The sequence below is a fragment of the Pseudomonas triclosanedens genome, assembly GCF_026686735.1.
GTDB classification, from domain to species: domain Bacteria; phylum Pseudomonadota; class Gammaproteobacteria; order Pseudomonadales; family Pseudomonadaceae; genus Pseudomonas; species Pseudomonas triclosanedens.
In genome coordinates, this window is sequence record NZ_CP113432.1 from 2,608,866 (window position 1) to 2,629,261 (window position 20,396).

Here is a 20,396-nt window from a genome sequence, read left to right on the forward strand (position 1 = left end):
GAATGTCGTTACCTGATTTATATTATGAACGTAATATAAGTGCACCGCGCGTCCACCGGCAAGCCGGGCAGACATGACAGGTGCGGCGAGGAGGGCGAGAATGTGGAGCTTTGGCGCCTTCATTTTCCAGCGCCAGGGAGAGATCATGAAGATCGATAGCGATTTCGACAGCGGCAACATCCAGGTCGTCGACGCCAGCGACCCACGCCATGTGCGCCTGGCCCTGCGCCCGGATACCAGAAGCCCGCATTTCCAGTGGTTCCACTTCAAGGCCGAGGGTCTGCAACGTGGCGAGAGCTACCAGTTCAGCCTGACCAACGCACCTGGCTCCAGCTATGTTGGTGGCTGGCCCGGTTACAACGCCGTGGCCTCTTACGATCAGCGCAACTGGTTCCGCGTGCCGAGCCGATATGATGCCCAGGGCCTGCACTTCACCCTCGATGCCCAGCACCCCCAGGTGTGGTTCGCCTATTTCGAACCCTACAGCCGCGAGCGCCACGCCCAACTGGTGCAGCGCGCCATCGCCAACGGCGCCGAGCTGCTGTCCAGCGGCCACAGCCTCGAAGGCCGCGAATTGCCGCTGCTGCGCATCGGTAGCGGAGCACCCGGTGCGCGCCGCATCTGGCTGATCGCCCAGCAGCATCCAGGCGAGCATATGGCCGAGTGGTTCATGGAGGGGCTGATTGACCGCCTGCAATCCGGCGATGCCGGCATTCAGCGGCTGCTGGAGCGCGCTGACTTCTACCTGGTGCCGAATATGAACCCCGATGGCGCCTTTCACGGCCACCTGCGCACCAACGCTGCCGGCAAGGATCTCAACCGTGCCTGGGCCGCGCCCAGCGCCGAGGAAAGCCCGGAAGTGCTGTTCGTGCAGGAGCAGATGGCGAAGTACGGCGTGGACCTGTTCCTCGACATCCACGGCGACGAGGAAATCCCCTTCGTATTCGCTGCCGGCTGCGAAGGCAACCCCGGCTTCACCCCACGGCTTGATCTCCTGGAGACCCTGTTCCGCCAGCGTCTGGAGGCCAATGGCGAGTTCCAGAGCGTGCACGGCTACCCGAAGGACGAGCCCGGCAAGGCCAATCTCACCCTGGCCTGCAATCACGTCGGCCAGACCTACGACTGCCTCTCGCTGACCCTGGAAATGCCGTTCAAGGACCACAACCTCGCGCCCAACAAGCTCACCGGCTGGAACGGCCCGCGCTCCAAGGCTCTGGCGGGTGCGGTGCTGGTCACGATCGACAGCCTGCTCGACGAACTGCGCTGAGGCCAGTCCGGCGCCAGCATGGTTGCTCCGGGCCACGCGCAAGAGGTGACGTGCCATCGGGACCCGCTAGCTGAGCGCCGCGACGGCTGACCGTTCGGTCAATGCACCGCGCATTTGCGTTGAATCTTCCCCTCGGCGTGCTAGTCCAAAGAATGAGGCATTCGCACGGAGGAGGTGCATATGACTCGTCATCGGAAGCTGTTGACTCCGCAGGAGATCGAGGACCTGCAGGAGCGCATGGACGCGATGGAGGAACTGGACTTCAGAGAGCGCCGCGAAGTGCGCAAGAACCGTTCGGGCGAACACAGGTCGCGCATTTGCGCTGGCGCAGCCTGACCAGCCGGGCCCCGGCGCCCGCCTCAGTGGCGCGAACCAATACGGCAGAGCCGATTCGGCGCACGGCGCCGGACCGGCCTCCGTGGCCGTTACCCAGCATCGGTTGGCGCCTTGCTGCTGCCGGCGCGTTTCCGGGCGGCATCTTGCCGCAGGCGCACATACTCTTTGTCGGTCCGCAAGTGCCGGGTAAGCGCCCAGTAGCGCGAAACTTCCGAGAAATACCTCGAAAAGCCCATTTCAGAGCGGTTGCAATCTGTATCGATCTGCGTACTCAGTACCGGCCAAAATACAAAAAAGCACCTGAAAACTTGAACTGCATCACATAGAATCGGTCTTCCGCTCAGCCACCCCGTTCTAGCCCGGCAGTCAGACGTCGCTCATGGAAACCCATAACACCCCCATCGGGCCGGTACCCGCGCATCTGGTACGCGAAGCCGTGGCCAAGAAAACCGGCCTGGGTTGGGTAGTCGAATTCAATATCGCCACCTGGCTCAACCTCAGCGTGCGCGATGAAACGCCCATCATCCTGAAAGTCACCTACATGGACGGCGAGAAGACCCGCGAAGTCCGGGTCGACAAGGGCAAGGTCATCGGTGGCCAGCGCATCCTGCTGTGCGGTATCGCCCGCCTGGGTGTGAACCAGAAGCTGGAAGCCATGAGCCTTTCGGTGGAAACCCAGGAACCCATTCAGTCGATGCTGATCGAAGAGCTCTTCGTCCAGGCCGTCGAGCGGCAGAGCGCGAAGAGCGACACCCGCAAGACCCGCTGACGCCGGGCCCGATTGGCGGGCATTCCCATCACGCATTCCGAGCAAACGGGCTTGCGGCGCGCCCGCCGCAGCAGGGAATATCGCTGGCACTTCCCATGCGCCAGGAACTATCCATGCCCCTCGACGTCGACCAGCTCAAGCTCTATACCGCCCATCGCGGCATCTCCATTCCGCTGCTGGACCTCCTGCAGTTCCGCCATTCTCCGACTCCCGCCGAACAGGGGCCTGGCTACATCGTCCTGCGTGTCGAACCGCATCACCTCAACGGCTGGGCCAACGCCCATGGCGGCGTGATCATGACCCTGCTCGACGTCGCAATGGCAGTGAACGCCACCTGGCACGACGAGCAGCAGCGCGGCGTCGTGACCGTCGAAATGAAGACCAACTTCCTGCGCCCCGGCGGCGAGGTGGGTGAAGTGCTCGAAGCACACGGCAGCGTGCGCCACCACACCCGTTCCATCGCCTTCTGCGAAGCCGAACTGCGCAATGGCAGCGGCGAAGTCGTAGCCACCGCGTCCGGCACCTTCAAGTACCTCAACCGGCCGCGCCCGCTGGCGGATGCCTGATCCAGAGCAACCGCCGCAGCACTGCACTCCGCCACGGCGGCAAGGCTTGCAACAGCCTGCCGTTCGGCGGTGTGTGACATCTCTTAAGGGCTTCTCAATCTTCGCGTGTCAGACCTGAGATCGCTCTAAACCGGGGCTGACGGCAAATTCTTCGCTCGGTTGTAATGAATTCGTCATGGATCGTAACTACATTTTTCTGTCATGAAAGTGTCACCAATGGGTGACTGAGCCAGTGAAGGCACAAGGCAACCATCATGCTGCTCGATGACAAGAACCTCCCCAGACGTGTCCAGCGCGACCTGCTCGACGACCGCGACGAAGAGCTGGAGCTAGAACTGTTCGACGAACTCTACGACCTCGACGGCCTGCGCAAGGGCAGCCTGGAAACCCACGAAGCGCGCCTCGTGCGCCAGCGCTACTTCCACACCCTGTTCAGCCTCCAGGCCGAATTGGTGCAACTGCAGAACTGGGTAGTGAAAACCGGCCACAAAGTGGTGATCCTCTTCGAAGGCCGTGACGCCGCCGGCAAGGGTGGTGTCATCAAGCGCATCACCCAGCGCCTCAACCCGCGCGTCTGCCGGGTGGCCGCGCTGCCCGCGCCGAATGACCGTGAGCGCACCCAGTGGTACTTCCAGCGCTACGTCTCGCACCTGCCGGCGGCGGGGGAGATCGTGCTGTTCGACCGCAGTTGGTACAACCGCGCCGGCGTCGAGCGCGTCATGGGCTTCTGCACCGACGCGCAGTACGAGGAGTTCTTCCGCAGCGTGCCCGAGTTCGAGCGCATGCTCGTGCGCTCGGGCATCCAGCTCATCAAATACTGGTTCTCCATCTCCGATGAAGAACAGCACTACCGCTTCCGCAGCCGCATCCACGACCCGCTCAAGCAGTGGAAGCTCAGCCCGATGGACCTGGAGTCCCGCCGCCGCTGGGAGGGTTACACCAAGGCCAAGGAAATCATGCTCGAACGCACCCACATCCCTGAAGCACCCTGGTGGGTCGTGCACGCCGACGACAAGAAAAGAGCCCGGCTCAACTGCATCCAGCACCTGCTGAGCCAGATCCCCTACGAAGAAGTCCAGCAACCCAGCGTCGAACTCCCCGAACGCCAGCGCCACACCGGCTACCACCGCAACCCCACGCCGCAGGCGCTACTGGTGCCGGACGTTTACTGACCGATTCCGCACTGCTTGCAGGAGAGTGGAGCGCAGCGATACCCATCGATTGTGCGCACCGGCTGCAAAGGCACCGCTGCGCCTCACCTATCCCGCTTATGGCTGCCGCAGAAGCACGTAGGCCTCACCGTCGCGGCGGTCGTGGTGCAGGATGAAAATCGAGCCGCCGATAGTCACCTTCGTCGGTACACCTTGGGCAACTGGTGTCTGGGAGACTTGTCCGGCGGCGGCGAGTAGTTGCTGAGTCAGGCTGTCATCGCGCTGGCTCGGCGTGGTGACTACGCATTCCTTCTCCGATAGCTGCACCGCCAGGCTCTTGTCTGCGTTGAAGCCAATGCGGGTGAAGCCCATGTCCTGCGTCTCGACAATCCCGAAGCGCTTGGCCGCATCCGCATCGCCGGTGAAAGACGGCGCGGTTTTCAGGCAGATGTCGGCAAAGGCTTCGACAGCCCTGGAATGAATGTTGATGCCAGTCGGCTTGGCGCTGGGGGCAGTGTTGCAGGCACTAAGGGTCAGCAGGGAGGTCGCGGCGAACAGCATGGGAGTGACACGAAGCATGGGAATTCCATCCATTGAAATAAACGTTGCCGCGCAGGGCGGCGCGTCGTCCTATCAGACGCGGCGCCAATGGTAACCCAGGCCTTCTTAGCGGGCCAAAGGCGGCCCGCTAAGAAAGCGAGCCCCAGATGGTGCGAGCCTGCAATGAGCCGCGAGCACTGCCATAGCGCCTGCCGCGTTACGTTCCCTGCGTCCGCAAGCGCTTCGCCCAGCCCCGCCAACCCGTGCGCCCGGCAATAGGCGAGTGCCCGCCGAGCACGCGCGGCAGGTCGCCGAAGCTCACCCAGAGCTGGCCCTGCCAGTCCAGCACACCCAGGCGCTGGCGCTCGAACTGCAACTGCACATGGCGCGGGCCGTTGGCGGCAGACTGGCTGCGCACCTGCGGCACCACCGTGCCGCTGATCCAGCGTCGCAGCGAGCCATAGTCCGGCACGTTGAACAGCACCAGCGCCTGGTACACGCCGGACTCGCTCAACAGCAGGTAGTCGAACTCCAATCCGTTGTCGGCCAGCAGCCGCTCGCAGCGTACCTGATCATCCGCCATGCGCATGGCCATGCGCTCCACATGCGGGTAGCCCGCCAGGCGGCAGAAGTCGGAGAGGATGAACCAGACCTGATCGTCGATCAGCAGAGAGCGCAGTTGGCGGCGGTTGCGGATGAAGGGGAGTGGGGTTGGGAGGGAAGAGTCGTCCATTTCAGTCACATCTCTACTACGAGCAGACCACCAGCGGACGATGTTGGATCAGCAGCCACACGAACCAACGCGCCACGTTCTGGTGGACGGCCCAAATGGTTGAGCCGCCGATACAGATCGGCGATTGTCTCTGAGTGTTTCGGGCTGCTAATCCCGGCCCCGTCGATTTCACGGGGCCGGGGGAAAGTAGAAGAGCCAAACTACCGCGCGCAAGTACAGCAAGGTATCCAACCCGCTTCGGTGCAGAACTGTGTTTTCTGTCCCAGACACTGGGCTTGGTGCCTCATTTGTTCAGTCCGCAAATGTCGTGGAGCTTGCTCAGATTTTTTTCGTTCAGCTTTGCTCTAAGTAATTCGTTGTTGCACGACTCGCTACCTTTGGCCTTTTAGCCACTCGATTGGCGCCATCGTTCGGCTGATGGTCTTGGGCTTTTTCCCTTGGCAGTTAGCCAATCCAGAAACTTCATTACCGCTAGTTCTCTTGTCGCTGAATTTCAGTCGCTGCTTTGCTATGAGTTGGGCGCGACTATTCCCCGCCCACCCCATTCCTCTGATGCCGATAAACACTCACCGCCTCATAAACCGCCTTCCTCAAACGGTTGATGCCACCAATCGGCCGGTGTTCCGGCAGTGCGTGCCAAGGGTTGAAGGAGAGGTTGTCGCAGGCGAGGTTCTGCTCGCGGCTGTCGAAGTCCTGGGGCGGGATGGTGACGGTGGCGACGGTCTGGAAGGGGGCGTCCTTTTCGCTCCATTCGACGCTGGTGTCTTCGATGGGCATGTATTTGCTCGGGTCCTGCTTTTGTACTTGCAGGGCGAAGCAGGCGGGCACGCGGTCTACCGAGAGTTGCTGGTACATGGCGGTGCGCAGGAAGTTGGGGAGCTTTTCGTTGAGTTTGGGTAGCTGATAGGCCGGGCAGCCTTCGGCCTGCGGGATGACGCGGTACTTGATGTTGTTCTCCTCGCCCAGCTTGTAGGGAGCGATGCCGTTGTAGCCGGTCTGGAACGGGCTGTCGGGCGCGGGGGCGAGGGTTTGCAGGGCGATGATGAGGTGGCGGATTTCCCAGGTGCTGGGCTTCCAGCTGGGGAAGAAGGCGCCGGCCTTCTGGCCGCTGGCCTGGGCGGCGAAGTTCTGTCGGTATTCGGCGACGTCGCGCACGAAGAACACCGGGTGGTTGAACATGACGAAATCCTGCTCGGTGTCGTGGCCTTTGCCGGGCATCAGTTTGGTGCCGGGTACGTCGAGCAGTTTGATGGCCATGCCGCGGGCGTCGCGGGTGGCGTCGAATTGTGGATAGGCGTTGCCGTTGGAGAAACGCACCATCGCCTGCCAGTGCTTGCCTGGCTCGGCGAACACACCCTGGCGCAGGCCGGGGGCGAGGTCGCTGCTGACGGTGACGTCGGCCTTCACGCAGCCGTGAGCCTTGGCGTGGGCGTCACGCAGCACGCGGGTGTTGTCGCGGTGCTGTTCGACGATGCGCACGGCGTCTTCGATGATGGCCTGGGTGAGCTGGGCTTCGCCCGGCGGGATTTCTTCCTGGGCGGAGACGGGGCCGGAGAATTTCCAGGCGTAGTAGAGGCTGCCGATGCCCCAGCCGAGCAGGCCGATGGCGATGATGGCAACGAGCAGACGGCCAAGCCATTTGCCGAAAAAGAGCCAGATACGGATGAGCAGGGACTGCATGGCACGGGGTCCTTTCGTGTTCTTTTTCTTGTGGAGGGGTTTCCCCTCTCCCTGACCCTTTCCCTTGTGGGCTAGGGGATTGCTGCGCTGGCGCGGCGGCTTGCCGGAGCAGGGCGGTGGCCCTGGCTCCGGCGCTCTCCCGGTAGGAGAGGGTGCGGCCTTATTCGCACTTCGGTCCGGGTGTCCACGGCGGGGTGGGCACGTTCTGGTCGAGCCTGGCTTCGTACTCGGCGTTGCCCAGCACCTTCAGGTATTCCACCAGCGCCCAGCGCTCTTCGGGGGAGAGGGCGCGGCCGATGACGCCGTCCTTGCGGCAGCCGTCGCGGAACTCGTGGCCGCGGTTGGCGTTGCCGGTAACGCTGGTTTTGTAGAGGAAGCCGCCGGGGAACTTCTCGGTGCGGTAGCCGGCGTACTTGGGGTCGTACTCGAAGGTGCCGACCCAGAACTGGCTGTCGCGCTCGGCCACCGGAGAGAGCAGCTGGAACAGGTTGGGCACCGAGCCGTTGTGGAGGAACGGCGGGGTGGCCCAGATGCCGTCCAGCGGGCGGGCCTTGTAGGCGCGCAGTTCCTGTACGCCAATGGGCAGGCCGTAGCCGTTCATCTGCTGCTGTTGTTCGGGGCCGATGTGGGCGTCGCGGTAGGCACGCTGCTCGACGAAGGCGGTGACGTAGGCCAGGCCCTTGGCGGCGGAGATTTTCGACAGGTCCAGCGGCACGTCGCTCTGCGGGTAGAGGTGGACGTTCATGCCCTTGAGTTCGTCGGCCTTGAGCTTGAGCGCGCGGACGTCGTAGGTGTTGTCGGCGATGTTGTCGGCGGTGGTGGGGTCGGTGCCGATTTCGCTGGTGGGGACCATCTTCATGCGCCACTCGGGCACGCGCGCCGGGGCGATGTAGTCCTGGGCGCCGGGCTCCTTGACGTGGGGGCCGTGGCAGTAGACGCAGTTGGCCTGGAACAGGGCGCGGCCCTGGGAGGCTTTCTTCAGGTCGATTTCGCCGAAGACGTCTTTCGGCCAGGCCGGCGGCTGCAGGTGCTTGAGGGTTTCTTCGAGGGTGTAGAGGTCACGCAGGCGCACGCTGGAGGCGTAGCGCTCGTCGCCCTGTACGGGGGTGCCATCGGTTTCGAACATGCGCAGGGTGGCGCCTACGCCGAGGGCTTCGCCGATGTTGCGGGCCATCGGCTGCATGGCCGAGCCATTCCACTGTACCCAGTCGAATTTCCAGATGTCCCACACTTGCGGGTAGTTCACCGGGGCGTTGGCGACGCGGTAGTTGGCGGGGTCGATGCCGTCGCCGAACACGCCGTTGGCGATGCGCCCGAAGGCGTCGGCGCGGCCAGGGCCTTCGAGAGTAGGGTAGAGGCCGCGGTGGGTGTCATTCCAGGCGGTGGAGAGCAGGGTGCCGAGAACGTTGCGCACGTCGCGCTTGAGCGCAGCCTTGCCCTTGGGATAGCGCTCGCCCAGCACGCCTTTGGCGAAGCGGTCGAACTTCCACGGGACGTAGTAGGTGGCGGCGAGGCTGGCGCCCAGCGCCTGGCCGAAGGCGCCGCCGCGCAGGGTGGGCACGGTGGAGGCGATGGAGTGCATGGCGGCGCCGCCGTCGATACGCACGGCGGTGCCTTTGTAGCGCAGCTCGCCGGTGTGGCAGGCGGAGCAGGTGATGTCGAGGTACCAGGCGCCGGTCTCGCCGTCCTGGTGGCGGGCGAAGCCGACGGGCAGGTTACCGGGGTTGTTCGGGCTGGCGGCCTTGGTATCGTCGACGTCGCGGCCTATCTGCTCGGGTTCGATGAGGAAGCCGAAGCGGGCGAGGTTTTCGGGGCTGGCGAACTTGTCCTTCGAGAAGGGCTGTTCGAGGTGGGTGAACCAGTCGTAGTGCAGGCCTTTTACCTGGGTGCCCTGGGGCGTGTAGTAGTAGGTCTGGCGGTCCTCCGGGCTCCATTGGTCGAGGTGGAGCATCTTTTCCGGCGGGGTGTACTGCGGCAGGTTGGGGTATGCGGTGTACCACGCAATGAGTGCACCGATCAAAAGAGCCAGCAAAAGGACTGCAAGCAGGACGCGTCCGAGAATGCGCATCGAAACTTCCTTGTCATGTGTACGAAAAATATTCGGACGTTTATGCCAACTGCGCGGCTCATTGGCAAGGTGATGCCGCACTGAGCCCAGGGTTTTTATGGTGGGTTACGCAGACTCCTGGCGTTGGGACGGGGGATCAGCATGCTCCATTCAGCCTGCGGACCTGCATCCTGCCAACCTCGGGACGCGCTGTACGGTGGGGGCGCGTACCGATGTCTGGCGACCGCTCAGGATGCGGAACGCAGTTCCAGCAGCAGGCTCAGGCAGATGACGATGCCGACCAGCACGCCAACCAGGCTGGCGATGATCAGCGGCCAGCGCAGGCTGCGGCTGTCGTCTTCGTCGTCGGGCAGGTGCGCGCGGATGGCGGGCCAGAGCGGGTCCGGTGGCGGCAGTTCGGGCAAGGGTTCGTCACAGGGCGGTGGTGGTGGGTGGCCGGCGCGCTGGTAGAGCAGGGCGACCATCCAGTCGAGGGCGGCGCTGCGCGTGGGGTGGTAGCGCTCGGCATCGGTCCAGACGTGCAGGAATGTATCCACCAGCAGGGCATCGGCCGTGTCCTGATCGGCGCACAGGCGCAGCGCCAGCGGATACAGGCGCGATGCGGTACAGCGGTAGAGCGTGGCGAAGGCGCGCGCATCGCCGTCTCCGCTCTCGGCCAGCAGATGGCTGAGGAAGCCTTCGTTGTCTTCGATGGTGGCCTCCGGCTGTGTCGCGGCGAGCGAGGGGCGCGAAGGTAAGGATAGATGGCGCGGATTTCCCCGGTATGCGCCGGGGAAATCCTTGCGGCGGAGTTTCAGTCTACTGCCTCGAACGGCAGGCCCACGTAGTTTTCCGCGATGGTGGTGCGTCCGGCTTCGGAACCGACCATGTAGTCCAGTTCGGTCTCCAGCATTTTGCTGGTGAAGGCGTCGTTGTCGGGGAAGTGGTGGAGCATCGAGGTCATCCACCAGGAGAAGCGCTCGGCTTTCCAGATGCGCCGCAGGGCGATGGGAGAGTAGCGCTCCAGCAGGTCGGTGCGGCCTTCGCCGTAGACCTTCACCAGGATGCGGTACAGGGTGTTGACATCGCTGGCGGCGAGGTTGAGCCCCTTGGCGCCGGTGGGCGGGACGATGTGGCCGGCGTCGCCGACCAGGAACAGGCGGCCGTATTGCAATGGCTCGACCACGAAGCTGCGCAGCGGTGCGATGCTCTTTTCCAGCGAGGGGCCGGTGACCAGTTGCCGGGCGACGTCTTCGGGGATGCGGCGCTTGAGTTCTTCCCAGAAGCGCGCGTCGGACCAGTCTTCCACTTTCTCGTCCAGCCCAACCTGCAGGTAGTAGCGGCTGCGGGTGGCGGAGCGCTGGCTGCAAAGGCTGAAGCCGCGTTCGCTGCTGGCATAGATCAGTTCGTGGTTGACCGGCGGCGTGTCGCTGAGCAGGCCGAGCCAGCCGAACGGATAGACGCGCTCGAAGGTTTGCAGGCGCTCGGCAGGAATGCTGCGCCGTGCGACGCCGTGGAAGCCGTCGCAGCCAGCGATGTAGTCGCACTCCAGGCGCACCTGCTCGCCCTGGTGGGTGAAGGTGACGTAGGGCTTGTCGCCGGTGACGTCGTGCAGTTCCACATCGGCTGCTTCGTACACGCTGAGCGCGCCGCTCTGTGCGCGGGCCTGCATGAGGTCGCGGGTGACTTCGGTCTGGCCGTAGACCATCACCTGCTTGCCGCCGGTGAGGCCCTTGAGGTCGATGCGCTCGCGGCGGCCATTGAGGACGAGTTCGAAACCGTCATGCAGCAGCCCTTCTGCGTCCATGCGCGCGCCGGCCCCGGCTTCGCGCAGCAGGTCGGCGGTGGTCTGTTCGAGCACCCCGGCGCGGATGCGGCCGAGTACGTAGTCGGGGGTCTGGCGTTCGAGTATGACGGTGTCGATACCGGCCTTTTGCAGCAGTTGGCCAAGCAGGAGCCCGGACGGGCCGGCGCCGATGATGGCGACCTGGGTTTTCATTGTTGTTGTCCTCTTCTGGGGCGCCCCATTCGGGGCTGTTTTTCTTCTGTCCTGCATTTTTTGTGGATTGGATTGGGCTTAGAAGGTAATTTCCAACAGTCTTCTTGGACATTTCATGGATGTGGGCGGTGATCGAACAACTGCGCGACAAACCAGTCCCGGTGTTCCGGCTGTACGGCGAGACATCCGTGTGGCCAACGCCGGACCTGATCCACTGTGAGTCCATCGCCTCGCGCAGCCGTTTGCACGACTGGGAAATCCGTCCCCATCGCCACGGCGATCTGGTGCAGTTGCTTTATGTGCAGTCCGGTGCGGCGGAGCTGGAGGTGGAGGGGCGGGTGACGTCGATCCGCGAGGCGTCGCTGCAGGTGACGCCGGCGCTCGCCGTGCATGGCTTTCGCTTCGCCGAGGATGTGCAGGGCTGGGTGTTGAGCATGGGCCTGCCGCTGGCCGAGCAACTTGGCCGGCTGCTGGAGAGTTCGGTGCTGGAGCAGCCGGGCTGCTTCGTGGTGGGTGAGGGGCGGCGGCACCTGGATTCGCTGTTCGAGTCGATCGATAGCGAGTACGCGCAGCAATCGCCGGGACGCGACCTGATGCTGCAGTCGCTGCTCAATGTGCTGTTGGTGTGGCTCAGCCGTCAGGCGCTTGCGCAGTCTCGCGCGGAAACCAGCCAGCAGGATCGTGGCGTCGAGCATGTGCAGGCATTCGCCCGGCTGCTGGAGCGCGACTTCCGTTTACACCGCCCCATCGAGCACTACGCGGCGGCGCTGGGTATCAGCGCCGCGCACCTGAACGCGCTGTGCCGGCGGCTGGCCGGGCAGTCGGCGTTGCAGATGATCCACCAGCGCCTGCTGCTGGAGGCCAAGCGGCAACTGGTGTACACCACGCAGACTATCCAGCAGGTGTCCGATGACCTGGGCTTTTCCGAGCCGGCGTATTTTTCCCGCTTCTTCAAGCGCTTCGCCGGGATGTCGCCCCGTGCTTTCCGTGAACCACGTTGAGTTGCCATGAATATCGATTCGCGTATCAAGTTCCGCCACCTGGTGTGTTTCCTGGAAGTCGCGCGGCAGGGCAGCCTGGCCCGCGCGGCGGACCGCCTGGCGGTGAGCCAGCCGGCAATCTCGAAGACGCTCAAGGAGCTGGAAGACTTGCTCGCTGCCAGCCTGTTCGAGCGCGGCAAGAGCGGCGCCAGCCTGACCGAGGCGGGCGTTGCCTTCCTGCGCTACGCCGGGCCGTGCGTGCAGGCGCTGCGAGACGGTGTGAACAGCCTGCGCGGCGGTGAATATGCGTCCAGTACGGTGCGTCTTGGGGCGCTTTCCACCGTGGAAAGCCTGCTGATGCCGGAGGTGGTGCGACGTCTGCACGAGCGGCATCCGGCGCTGGTGGTGAGCGTGACGGGCGGGCCGAGTGCGCATCTGCTGTCGCAGTTGCGGGTTGGCGACCTGGACCTGGTCATCGGCCGCATGACCGAGAGTCCGCAGATCCAGGGGCTGGCTTTCGAGCACCTCTATAGCGAGTCGATGACGCTGGTGGCCCGCGCCGGTCACCCACTGGCCGAACGTCCGCTATCGCCTTCGGCGCTGGAGGACTGGCCGCTGGTGCTTCCTTCGGCGGGTACCACCATTCGCAAGTCCGCCGACAGCCTGCTGGTGCAGAGCGACCTGGGCCAGCCTCGGCGGCGCCTGGAAACGCTCTCCACCGTGCTCGCCCGGCGTTACGTGTTGAGCAGCGATGCGCTGTGGATCGCGCCACTGGATTCGGTGCGCCTGGACCTGCGCAGCGGCGAGATGGTCGAGCTGCCGCTGGACGTGCAGGAACCGGGCGGTTCGGTAGGCGTGTGCAGCAACTCGACGCTGCCGCTGTCGCTGGGCGCGCATTGGTGTCTGGAGGTGCTGCGCGAGGTGGGCGAGGCGTATCGCGAGGGTACTTATCCATAACCTTCTGGTTATGGATGGCGGGCATCTTTTCAGTTTTCCGCGTTGGCTTTGCTGGCGACACTGCGTCGCACTGCCTGATGCAACAGGCTCCTATAAATCCAACAAGAGGAGACCGACATGTCCGACGCGGAAAACAGCCGCTTCGTCATTCGCGACCGAAACTGGCACCCCAAGGGGCTTACGCCCGACTACAAGACTTCCATTACACGCTCGCCGCGCCAGGCGTTGGTGAGCATTCCCCAGTCGATCTCCGAAACCAGCGGCCCGGACTTCTCGCACCTGAAAATGGGCGAGCACGACAACGACCTGCTACTGAACTTCAACCACGGCGGCTTGCCCATCGGCGAGCGGATCCTCGTCTGCGGCCGGGTCATGGACCAGTATGGCAAGCCCGTGCCGCATACCCTGGTGGAAATGTGGCAGGCCAACGCCGGCGGCCGCTACCGTCACAAGAACGACCGCTATCTGGCGCCGCTGGACCCTAACTTCGGTGGCGTTGGACGTGCGCTGACCGACAGCGAGGGGCGCTATTGCTTCCGCACCGTGAAGCCCGGCCCGTACCCGTGGCGCAACGGCCCCAACGACTGGCGCCCGGCGCATATCCATTTCTCCATCAGCGGGCCGTCGATCTCCACCCGGCTGATCACCCAGTTGTATTTCGAGGGCGATCCGCTGATTCCGAAGTGCCCCATCGTCAAGTCGATCGCCAACCCGGACGCTGTCCAGACGCTGATCGCCCGTCTCGACTTGAGCAACGCCAACCCGATGGATTGCCTGGCCTATCGCTTCGACATCGTGTTGCGCGGCCAGCGCCAGACCCACTTCGAGAATCGCTGAGGAGGACCGACCATGCCTATCGAACTACTGCCGGAAACTCCCTCGCAGACGGCTGGCCCCTATGTACACATCGGCCTTGCGCTGGCCGCCGCTGGCAACCCGGCCCGCGACCAGGAAATCTGGAGCGAGATGGCCAAGCCTGGCGCGCCGGGCGAGCACATTCTGCTGGTCGGCAGCGTCTACGACGGTAATGGCCACCTGATCCGCGATTCCTTCCTGGAGTTGTGGCAGGCCGATCACCGGGGCGTGTACGACAGTGCCTTCGACCTGGAAAAGCCATTCAACGGCTTCGGCCGCACGGCGACCACCTTCGACGCCGGCGAGTGGCAGGTGCGTACCATCAAGCCCGGCGTGGTGAAGAACGCCGCCGGCGTGCCGATGGCGCCGCATATCAACGTGTCGCTGTTCGCCCGCGGTATCAACATCCACTTGCAGACGCGTCTGTACTTCGACGACGAGGCCCAGGCCAACGCGCAGGACCCGGTGCTGAACCTGATCGAACAGCCCGAACGTCGGCAGACGCTGATCGCGAAGCGTTGCGAGGTGGACGGAAAGCTCGCTTACCGCTTTGATATCCGCGTCCAGGGTGATGCTGAAACGGTGTTCTTTGATTTTTGATACTGAAACATCCGCCGAAACGGTCGCCGACCGTATTCGGCGGCGCTTCGCGGCCGCGCTCGACGAACGCGGCTACCGTGCCGACGATGCCCAGCAGGCGGCGGTCGAGCACCTCGCCATATGGCTCGACGACTTCCTCGCAGGCCGTCATGGCTTCCTGCGCAAGCCGGTGGCGGGCGTTTACCTGTGGGGTGGTGTCGGGCGCGGCAAGAGCTTCGTCATGGACAACTTCTTTGCCGCCGCGCCGATCCAGGCCAAGCGCCGCGTGCACTTCCATGCCTTCCTGCAGGAGTTGCAGGGGCGCATGCTGGCCTTCACCGGGCAGTCCGACCCGCTGGTGCGGGTGGCCCGCGTGATCGCCGAAGAGACCCGGTTGCTGTGCTTCGACGAATTCCACGTCCACGATATCGGCGACGCCATGCTCCTGGGGCGCATGCTCAAGGTGCTGGTGGATGAGGGCGTGGGGCTGGTCTGCACCTCCAACTACCAGCCGGAAAACCTCTGCCCGAACCCGTTGTACCGCGAGCGCTTCCGCCCGGCCATCGAGTTGATCGAAAAACGCTTCGATGTGGTCTCGGTCGATGCCGGCGAGGATTACCGCGAACACAGCACTTCGCTGGAGGAGTGGGGCAGCTACCTGTGGCCGGCCCGCGCCGACGACCTCGAGCTGATCGGCTCGCGCCTGGGGCTGGCGCAGGATGCGCGTTTCGATGAGGTGTTGAGCGTCAATCACCATCCGCTGAGGGTGCATGCCCATGACGATCATTGTGCCTGGATGGACTTCAGCGAGATGTTCGAGCGCCCACGCTCGGCCAGCGACTACCTGTGGCTGATCGAGCGCTACCCGCGCATGGCTGTCAGCGGGCTCGGCCCGCTGGCGGACTATCCGCCGGACGTGAGCATGCGTTTCCTGAACTTCATCGACATCGCCTACGACCGCCAGTTGAAGCTGCAACTGTTCGCCAGCGTGTCGCTGGAGGAGCTTGCGGCGGGCGGTGCGGCGGTGGATTTCGCGCGCACGCTGAGTCGCATGCGGCAATTGAAGGCGGAGCCGCTGCAGTTGAAGTGAGGCAGTAAGCTATGTTCGATAATCGGCCATTCGTGTTGCGATAATCGCCCGCCCGTGTCGATAATCGCCCGGCATCCGCCTGCCAGGACAACAATAATGACCGACGCTCCCCGTGCCAGCCTGCCGCCCCTAGCGCCGCCGATCGTCGCATCGCCGGCCAAGCGGATCGAAGCCTTCACCGGCGATCCGAACTTCATGACCTCGCTGGCCCGTGGCCTGGCGGTCATCCATGCGTTCCAGGAGCGCAAGCGCCATCTGACCATCGCGCAGATCAGCCACCGTACCGAGATTCCCCGCGCCGCCGTGCGCCGTTGCCTGCATACGCTGATGAAGCTGGGTTACGTCACCTCGGACGGCCGCACCTATTCGCTGCTGCCGAAGGTGCTCACCCTTGGTCACGCCTATCTGTCGTCCACGCCGCTGGCGGTCACCGCGCAGCCGATCCTCGATCGCCTGAGCGAGCAACTGCACGAAGCCTGCTCGATGGCGACCCTGGAGGGTGACGAAATTCTTTACATCGCCCGCTCCGCAACGCCGCAGCGGCTGATCTCCGTGGACCTGAGCGTGGGTAGCCGGCTACCGGCCTATTGCACGTCGATGGGGCGCATCCTGCTCGCGGGGATGGACGACGAAGCCCTGGAGGACTACCTGGCCCACGCGGACCTGCAGGTGAAGACCAGTCGTACCGTACACACCCCGGAAATGCTGCGGGCCAGCATCGCGGAGATCCGCCAGCAGGGCTGGGTGATCATCGACCAGGAGCTGGAGGTCGGCCTGCGCTCCATCGCCGTGCCGCTGAAGGATTCTGCCGGCCAGGTGCTCGCCGCGCTGAACGTTGGCACCCACGCAGGCCGGGTCTCCCGCCATGAGCTGGAAACGCGCTTCCTGCCGGTACTGCTGGAGGCCAGCCGCGAGCTGGGCACGCGACTGTTCCACTGATCGCGCTCAGCGCTGTTCCAGGTAGGCCGGGGGGGACGGCGTCGACCAGCCAGACGCCGTTGGCCGAGCGGTAGAACCGGTGGCCGGCGCGCTACATCTGACCGCTGCGCACGACCAGGATGATCGGCTTGCCGCGTCACGAGCCGACCCGGTCGGCGGTATCACGGTCCGCGCTCAGGTGCACGTGCTGGCGCTTCATGGGCTTTAGGCAATCTGAAGGATCCCGCCATCGCGGTAGGGGCGTACTGTGATAGAGCGCTTCGGGTGGCTCGCACGACTCCAGTTGCAGATCGATGCTGACCGAGTGCCCCTGGTTGGCGCGGATGCGCAGGCCGTCCTCGCTGAGTGCAAAGCGTTGCTTGTCGTTGGGCGCGACCACTTCGTCGAGCATGGCGTGGTCGAAGCGGTGGCCCTTGCGAGTTGACTGCGCGAGTAGTTCGTCGACGCCCGCCCAGCCATTGGCGTCGAGGGGCAGGCCGGCGCTTTCCGGGCTGTGGCGCAGGATCCGCGACAGCCACTTGCCGATGGATTTCCGTTCGTGCTCGTTCCTATCTTTCCTTGGCGGTGGGTGGATTCTACTTGCCGCGAGGCGAGCCGTGATCCTGTCTCCGGGTGGTATCACGCCGCAGGTCAACGCCACCGCCCACTGACCCACGGCAACGAAACCGACGGGCGGCCAACCTAGACTTCGGGACCGCCCTCATCCTCGCGAAAGGAGTCACCCATGCACGTGGATATCGCCATCGTTGGCGCCGGCCCCGCCGGGCTGTGCCTCGCACGCTCGCTGTCGGGTCACGGCCTGTCGATCCAGTTGATCGAACGACAGCCGCTGGCCAGCCTTGCCGAGCCGCCCGAGGATGGCCGTGAGATCGCCCTGACCCATGCTTCCCGCGCCGAACTGCACCGGCTCGGCTTGTGGGGGCGGATCGCCGAGGAAGAGGTGGCGCCGCTGCGCGATGCCCAGGTGCTCAACGGGCCGTCGCTGTTTGCCCTGCGTATCGAGGCGGGGCAGGCGGGCGCCGAGCAGCTCGGCTACCTGGTGCCGAACCAGGCGATCCGTCGTGCAGCTTTCGATGCGGTGCATGAATGCCCGGACGTTTCGCTGGTATGCGGGCGGGCGTTGCGCTCGACACGGGTTGAGCGCGATGGCGTGGTGCTGACACTGGACGACGGCGGCGAGGTGCGCGCGCGCCTGCTGGTCGCTGCCGACAGCCGCTTTTCCGAAACGCGTCGGATGCTCGGCATCGGCGCGAGCATGGAGGATTTCGGCAAGACCATGATGGTCTGCCGCATGGCTCACGAGCGCGCGCACCAGCAGGTGGCATGGGAATGGTTCGGCTACGGCCAGACCCTGGCACTGCTGCCGCTCAATGGTGATCGTTCGTCGGTGGTGTTGACGCTGCCGCAGCGCGAAATGGCGCCGTTGCTGGAGATGGATGAGTCGGCTTTCGCCCGCGAGATCGAACGTCGCTTCGATCGCCGCCTGGGCACGATGCAATTGCTCGGCCCACGGCATACCTATCCGTTGGTCGGCGTGTTCGCCGATCGCTTCGCAGGCCCGCGCAGCGCGCTGATCGGCGATGCGGCGGTGGGCATGCACCCGGTTACCGCTCACGGCTTCAATTTCGGCCTGCAGAGCCAGCGTCGCCTGGCGACCGAGCTGCTGGCCACCCATCGGCGTGGCGGTGATATTGGGGGTGTCTGGCCGTTGCGCCGCTACGCCGCCAGCCATCGCCTGGCGACCTGGCCGCTGTACCAGGCCACGCGGCTGATCGTCGGCCTGTACAACGACCATCGCCCGCCGGTGCGCCTGTTGCGCAATGCCGGTCTGCGTCTGGCCCAGGGCGTGTCGCCGCTGCGCCAGGTCATCGCACGTCATCTGACGCAGGGTGCGTAGCGTATTCGCGAATGGGCCCGTGCCGTCGGGAGCCTTGCCCCAGTGGGGTTTGCGTCGGCGCGGGCTCGTTCGCGACCACTTGCAGCGTGTCGGGGAGCGCTCCCGTGGTTCCGCCGCTACCTCACGCCGCCACGGTTTGCCGGGCGCGCTGCTTCTCCAGTTCGCGTACCAGCGGCAGCACGCGCTCACCGAAGTAGCGAACTTCTTCCTGGAAGTGCAGGAAGCCCGTCAGCACCAGGTCTACGCCCACGGCCTTGAGGGCGACGATGCGTTCGGCGATCTGTTGCGGTGTGCCGATCAGGTTTGTCTTGAAACCATCGTTGTACTGCACCAGGTCCTCGAAACTCGACCGCGCCCAGTTGCCTTCGCCTTCCGGCGATGCGGCGCCCGCTTGCCTTGCCGCATTGCCGAAGGCGCTTACCGCTTCCGGGTCGGCCTTGGCGATGATCTCGGCGAGCACCGCGCGGGCCTCTTCCTCGCTGTCGCGGGCGATGACAAAGGCGTTCACGCCGATCTTCACCGAGTGCCCGTTGGCCTGCGCCTTGGCGCGGATATCGTCCACCTGCGCCTGGATGCCTTCCACACTGTTGCCGTTGGTGAAGTACCAATCCGATACCCGCGCCGCCATGTCTCGCGCGGCCCGCGAGCTGCCGCCCTGGAAAATCTCCGGGTGCGGGCGCTGCAGTGGTTTGGGTTTGAGGTTGTAGTCGTGGAAGCGGTAGAAATCACCGGTGAAGGTGAAGGCGTCTTCGGTCCAGATGCCCTTGAGGGCGCGGATGAACTCTTCGGAGCGGCGGTAGCGTTCATCGTGCTCCAGCCACGGCTCGCCGATGGCCTGGAACTCGCCCTTGAACCAGCCGCTGACGATATTCACCGCAATGCGCCCACCGGTGAGCTGGTCGATGGTCGCCAGTTGCTTGGCTGCCAGCGCGGGCGTCCAGGGGCCGGGAAGAATGGCGGCGATCACCTTGAGTCTCTCGGTGGAGGCGAGCAGGGCGTGGCTGAAGGCAACCGACTCGTGCTGGTACTCGGCGCCATAGCCAGCGGTAAAGCGGATCTGCGTCAGCGCGTAGTCGAATCCGGCATCTTCGGCGATGCGCGCGAGCTGGCGGTTGTAGTCGATGTCCCAGTGGGTGCGCTGCTCGATCTTGCTGACCACCAGGCCGCCACTGACGTTCGGTACCCAGTAGGCGAAGCGGATCGGATGTTGGCTCATGGCTCGGATTCCTCGGGTCTGTGGTGCGGCAATAGCGCCGTACAAGCTTGGGAGCAGAACCTGTGCCATCGATGAGATTGCTTGTTTATCAATCGGTTGGGATTCTTGTGCGTGAGCGGGGTTGTTTCTCCCGCCACAGGTTTGTTGCCGAGCTGTTGCGTTGGCAGCAGCATGGTGTGCGACATTCGAACCCGCACCGGAGCGACGAGCGACGGGGCAAAATGATTGATTCAGCCGCCGGCAGAGCGGCACCTCCTGCGTGCGCAATCCATAACAGGAAAAATCCAGGGGGCACCAATGGCCATCACTTCCAGCGACATCTGCAGCGCCGCCGACGACCTCTGCGGTTTCGTCGGCTTCAACCGCAAGACCGGCAAGTACATCGTGCGCTTCAGCGAGGATTCCTTCGGCATGGATGTCGCCGAAGACAGCATTCACCCGGCCTGTGAGTTCGTCTGGGCGCCAAAGTCCGGCGAGGTCATGATCCTTAGCCGCGAGTGCCTGCAGATACTCGCCGCGCAGAACATCAACGACCGCCTCAACCTGAACGAGGCGCTGCTGACCTATCTGCGCCGCACCGACCTGCCGGAAATCACAGCCCAGCGCCGCCTCAAGTAACCGGGGCCGCGCGTAGCACTGGCTATCGACATTGTCTGGAACGCCGCCCTGGATGGCGGCGTTCACGTCTTCTCTGCGCAGCGATTCCCGTTGCGTGTTCGGCATCGCTCATGCAAGCGCAACCTCTACGCGCTGGCCTATGCTGTCCGGAGCAACCTCTGGTCGAGGTGCAACCTT

21 protein-coding genes are annotated in these 20,396 nt (G+C 64.3%); 13 read left to right on the plus strand and 8 right to left on the minus strand.

The features are described from left to right. Positions 1–145 precede the first annotated feature (145 nt). The 5 genes from OU419_RS12285 to ppk2 all read left to right on the plus strand — a co-directional run bounded on the left by OU419_RS12285 (position 146) and on the right by ppk2 (position 4,110). Positions 146–1,267: a M14 family metallopeptidase gene (locus OU419_RS12285; protein ID WP_254473496.1), complete on the plus strand. Its 1,122-nt coding sequence runs from the start codon at positions 146–148 to the stop codon at positions 1,265–1,267. Positions 1,268–1,447: 180 nt separating this feature from the next. Then, the gene (locus OU419_RS12290) at positions 1,448–1,603 is read left to right on the plus strand and encodes a hypothetical protein (protein WP_254472942.1); all 156 of its coding nucleotides are present in this window, start codon (positions 1,448–1,450) and stop codon (positions 1,601–1,603) included. A gap of 379 nt (positions 1,604–1,982) precedes the next feature. Then, positions 1,983–2,372 carry a hypothetical protein gene (locus tag OU419_RS12295; RefSeq protein ID WP_254472940.1) on the plus strand — a complete coding sequence of 130 codons (390 nt, stop codon included), beginning with the start codon at positions 1,983–1,985 and terminating at the stop codon, positions 2,370–2,372. 113 nt (positions 2,373–2,485) lie between these two features. Continuing rightward, positions 2,486–2,938 carry a PaaI family thioesterase gene (locus OU419_RS12300; protein WP_254472938.1) on the plus strand — a complete coding sequence of 151 codons (453 nt, stop codon included), beginning with the start codon at positions 2,486–2,488 and terminating at the stop codon, positions 2,936–2,938. Between the two features lie 254 nt (positions 2,939–3,192). Continuing rightward, positions 3,193–4,110, plus strand: a complete 918-nt coding sequence (ppk2, locus tag OU419_RS12305) for a polyphosphate kinase 2 (RefSeq protein WP_254472935.1) — start codon at positions 3,193–3,195, stop codon at positions 4,108–4,110. A gap of 96 nt (positions 4,111–4,206) precedes the next feature. On the opposite strand, the gene OU419_RS12310 is transcribed toward ppk2, so the two are convergent. From OU419_RS12310 to pobA, 6 genes are all read right to left on the minus strand, one after another. Then, a complete protein-coding gene (locus tag OU419_RS12310; RefSeq protein ID WP_254472933.1) occupies positions 4,207–4,668 on the minus strand; it encodes a hypothetical protein in 462 nt (153 codons plus the stop codon). 178 nt (positions 4,669–4,846) lie between these two features. Next, positions 4,847–5,362, minus strand: coding sequence for a BRO-N domain-containing protein (locus OU419_RS12315; protein WP_254472931.1), 516 nt, complete (start codon positions 5,360–5,362; stop codon positions 4,847–4,849). A gap of 525 nt (positions 5,363–5,887) precedes the next feature. Next, on the minus strand, positions 5,888–7,042 hold the full coding sequence (locus OU419_RS12320) for a catalase family protein (protein WP_254472922.1): 1,155 nt from the start codon (positions 7,040–7,042) through the stop codon (positions 5,888–5,890). Positions 7,043–7,202: 160 nt separating this feature from the next. Beyond that, positions 7,203–9,110 (minus strand): di-heme-cytochrome C peroxidase, encoded by a 1,908-nt coding sequence (locus tag OU419_RS12325; RefSeq protein WP_254472920.1) that lies wholly within the window; start codon positions 9,108–9,110, stop codon positions 7,203–7,205. Positions 9,111–9,337: 227 nt separating this feature from the next. Next, the gene (locus OU419_RS12330; RefSeq protein ID WP_254472918.1) at positions 9,338–9,646 is read right to left on the minus strand and encodes a hypothetical protein; all 309 of its coding nucleotides are present in this window, start codon (positions 9,644–9,646) and stop codon (positions 9,338–9,340) included. A 257-nt stretch (positions 9,647–9,903) separates the two neighbouring features. After that, complete coding sequence (gene pobA / locus OU419_RS12335; RefSeq protein WP_254472916.1) at positions 9,904–11,088, minus strand: 4-hydroxybenzoate 3-monooxygenase; 1,185 nt, start codon at positions 11,086–11,088, stop codon at positions 9,904–9,906. A 119-nt stretch (positions 11,089–11,207) separates the two neighbouring features. Between pobA and OU419_RS12340 the strand changes: the two genes are divergently transcribed. From OU419_RS12340 to OU419_RS12365, 6 genes are all read left to right on the plus strand, one after another. After that, positions 11,208–12,089 carry a helix-turn-helix domain-containing protein gene (locus tag OU419_RS12340; protein ID WP_254472914.1) on the plus strand — a complete coding sequence of 294 codons (882 nt, stop codon included), beginning with the start codon at positions 11,208–11,210 and terminating at the stop codon, positions 12,087–12,089. 6 nt (positions 12,090–12,095) lie between these two features. Next, entirely contained in the window at positions 12,096–13,025 is a 930-nt protein-coding gene (gene pcaQ, locus OU419_RS12345; protein ID WP_254472913.1) for a pca operon transcription factor PcaQ, read from the plus strand. Positions 13,026–13,142: 117 nt separating this feature from the next. Continuing rightward, the gene (gene pcaH, locus OU419_RS12350; RefSeq protein ID WP_254472910.1) at positions 13,143–13,862 is read left to right on the plus strand and encodes a protocatechuate 3,4-dioxygenase subunit beta; all 720 of its coding nucleotides are present in this window, start codon (positions 13,143–13,145) and stop codon (positions 13,860–13,862) included. A 12-nt stretch (positions 13,863–13,874) separates the two neighbouring features. Then, complete coding sequence (pcaG, locus tag OU419_RS12355) at positions 13,875–14,480, plus strand: protocatechuate 3,4-dioxygenase subunit alpha (protein WP_254472908.1); 606 nt, start codon at positions 13,875–13,877, stop codon at positions 14,478–14,480. Continuing rightward, on the plus strand, positions 14,470–15,549 hold the full coding sequence (gene zapE, locus OU419_RS12360) for a cell division protein ZapE (RefSeq protein ID WP_254472906.1): 1,080 nt from the start codon (positions 14,470–14,472) through the stop codon (positions 15,547–15,549). The genes pcaG and zapE overlap by 11 nt, the downstream gene beginning before the upstream one ends. Before the next feature lie 96 nt (positions 15,550–15,645). Then, positions 15,646–16,488, plus strand: coding sequence for an IclR family transcriptional regulator (locus OU419_RS12365; RefSeq protein ID WP_254472904.1), 843 nt, complete (start codon positions 15,646–15,648; stop codon positions 16,486–16,488). A gap of 136 nt (positions 16,489–16,624) precedes the next feature. Here OU419_RS12365 and OU419_RS12370 read toward each other — a convergent pair whose 3' ends face one another. Next, positions 16,625–17,143: an RNA 2'-phosphotransferase gene (locus OU419_RS12370; protein WP_254472902.1), complete on the minus strand. Its 519-nt coding sequence runs from the start codon at positions 17,141–17,143 to the stop codon at positions 16,625–16,627. A gap of 69 nt (positions 17,144–17,212) precedes the next feature. Between OU419_RS12370 and ubiM the strand changes: the two genes are divergently transcribed. Further along, positions 17,213–18,385 (plus strand): 5-demethoxyubiquinol-8 5-hydroxylase UbiM, encoded by a 1,173-nt coding sequence (gene ubiM / locus OU419_RS12375; RefSeq protein WP_254472892.1) that lies wholly within the window; start codon positions 17,213–17,215, stop codon positions 18,383–18,385. Between the two features lie 121 nt (positions 18,386–18,506). On the opposite strand, the gene sfnG is transcribed toward ubiM, so the two are convergent. Continuing rightward, entirely contained in the window at positions 18,507–19,601 is a 1,095-nt protein-coding gene (gene sfnG, locus OU419_RS12380) for a dimethylsulfone monooxygenase SfnG (protein ID WP_254472889.1), read from the minus strand. A 297-nt stretch (positions 19,602–19,898) separates the two neighbouring features. Here sfnG and OU419_RS12385 point away from each other — a divergent pair, with 297 nt between their 5' ends. After that, on the plus strand, positions 19,899–20,219 hold the full coding sequence (locus tag OU419_RS12385) for a DUF2025 family protein (RefSeq protein ID WP_254472886.1): 321 nt from the start codon (positions 19,899–19,901) through the stop codon (positions 20,217–20,219). Positions 20,220–20,396 lie beyond the last annotated feature (177 nt).

Bases quoted from the DNA above. Each gene is read 5' to 3' on its own strand.
- OU419_RS12285 (WP_254473496.1), top strand. From the start codon at position 146: ATGAAGATCGATAGCGATTTCGACAGCGGCAACATCCAGGTCGTCGAC.
- OU419_RS12290 (WP_254472942.1), top strand. From the start codon at position 1,448: ATGACTCGTCATCGGAAGCTGTTGACTCCGCAGGAGATCGAGGACCTG.
- OU419_RS12295 (WP_254472940.1), top strand. From the start codon at position 1,983: ATGGAAACCCATAACACCCCCATCGGGCCGGTACCCGCGCATCTGGTA.
- OU419_RS12300 (WP_254472938.1), top strand. From the start codon at position 2,486: ATGCCCCTCGACGTCGACCAGCTCAAGCTCTATACCGCCCATCGCGGC.
- ppk2 (WP_254472935.1), top strand. From the start codon at position 3,193: ATGCTGCTCGATGACAAGAACCTCCCCAGACGTGTCCAGCGCGACCTG.
- OU419_RS12310 (WP_254472933.1), bottom strand. From the start codon at position 4,668: ATGCTTCGTGTCACTCCCATGCTGTTCGCCGCGACCTCCCTGCTGACC.
- OU419_RS12315 (WP_254472931.1), bottom strand. From the start codon at position 5,362: ATGGACGACTCTTCCCTCCCAACCCCACTCCCCTTCATCCGCAACCGC.
- OU419_RS12320 (WP_254472922.1), bottom strand. From the start codon at position 7,042: ATGCAGTCCCTGCTCATCCGTATCTGGCTCTTTTTCGGCAAATGGCTT.
- OU419_RS12325 (WP_254472920.1), bottom strand. From the start codon at position 9,110: ATGCGCATTCTCGGACGCGTCCTGCTTGCAGTCCTTTTGCTGGCTCTT.
- pobA (WP_254472916.1), bottom strand. From the start codon at position 11,088: ATGAAAACCCAGGTCGCCATCATCGGCGCCGGCCCGTCCGGGCTCCTG.
- OU419_RS12340 (WP_254472914.1), top strand. From the start codon at position 11,208: ATGTGGGCGGTGATCGAACAACTGCGCGACAAACCAGTCCCGGTGTTC.
- pcaQ (WP_254472913.1), top strand. From the start codon at position 12,096: ATGAATATCGATTCGCGTATCAAGTTCCGCCACCTGGTGTGTTTCCTG.
- pcaH (WP_254472910.1), top strand. From the start codon at position 13,143: ATGTCCGACGCGGAAAACAGCCGCTTCGTCATTCGCGACCGAAACTGG.
- pcaG (WP_254472908.1), top strand. From the start codon at position 13,875: ATGCCTATCGAACTACTGCCGGAAACTCCCTCGCAGACGGCTGGCCCC.
- OU419_RS12365 (WP_254472904.1), top strand. From the start codon at position 15,646: ATGACCGACGCTCCCCGTGCCAGCCTGCCGCCCCTAGCGCCGCCGATC.
- ubiM (WP_254472892.1), top strand. From the start codon at position 17,213: ATGCACGTGGATATCGCCATCGTTGGCGCCGGCCCCGCCGGGCTGTGC.
- sfnG (WP_254472889.1), bottom strand. From the start codon at position 19,601: ATGAGCCAACATCCGATCCGCTTCGCCTACTGGGTACCGAACGTCAGT.
- OU419_RS12385 (WP_254472886.1), top strand. From the start codon at position 19,899: ATGGCCATCACTTCCAGCGACATCTGCAGCGCCGCCGACGACCTCTGC.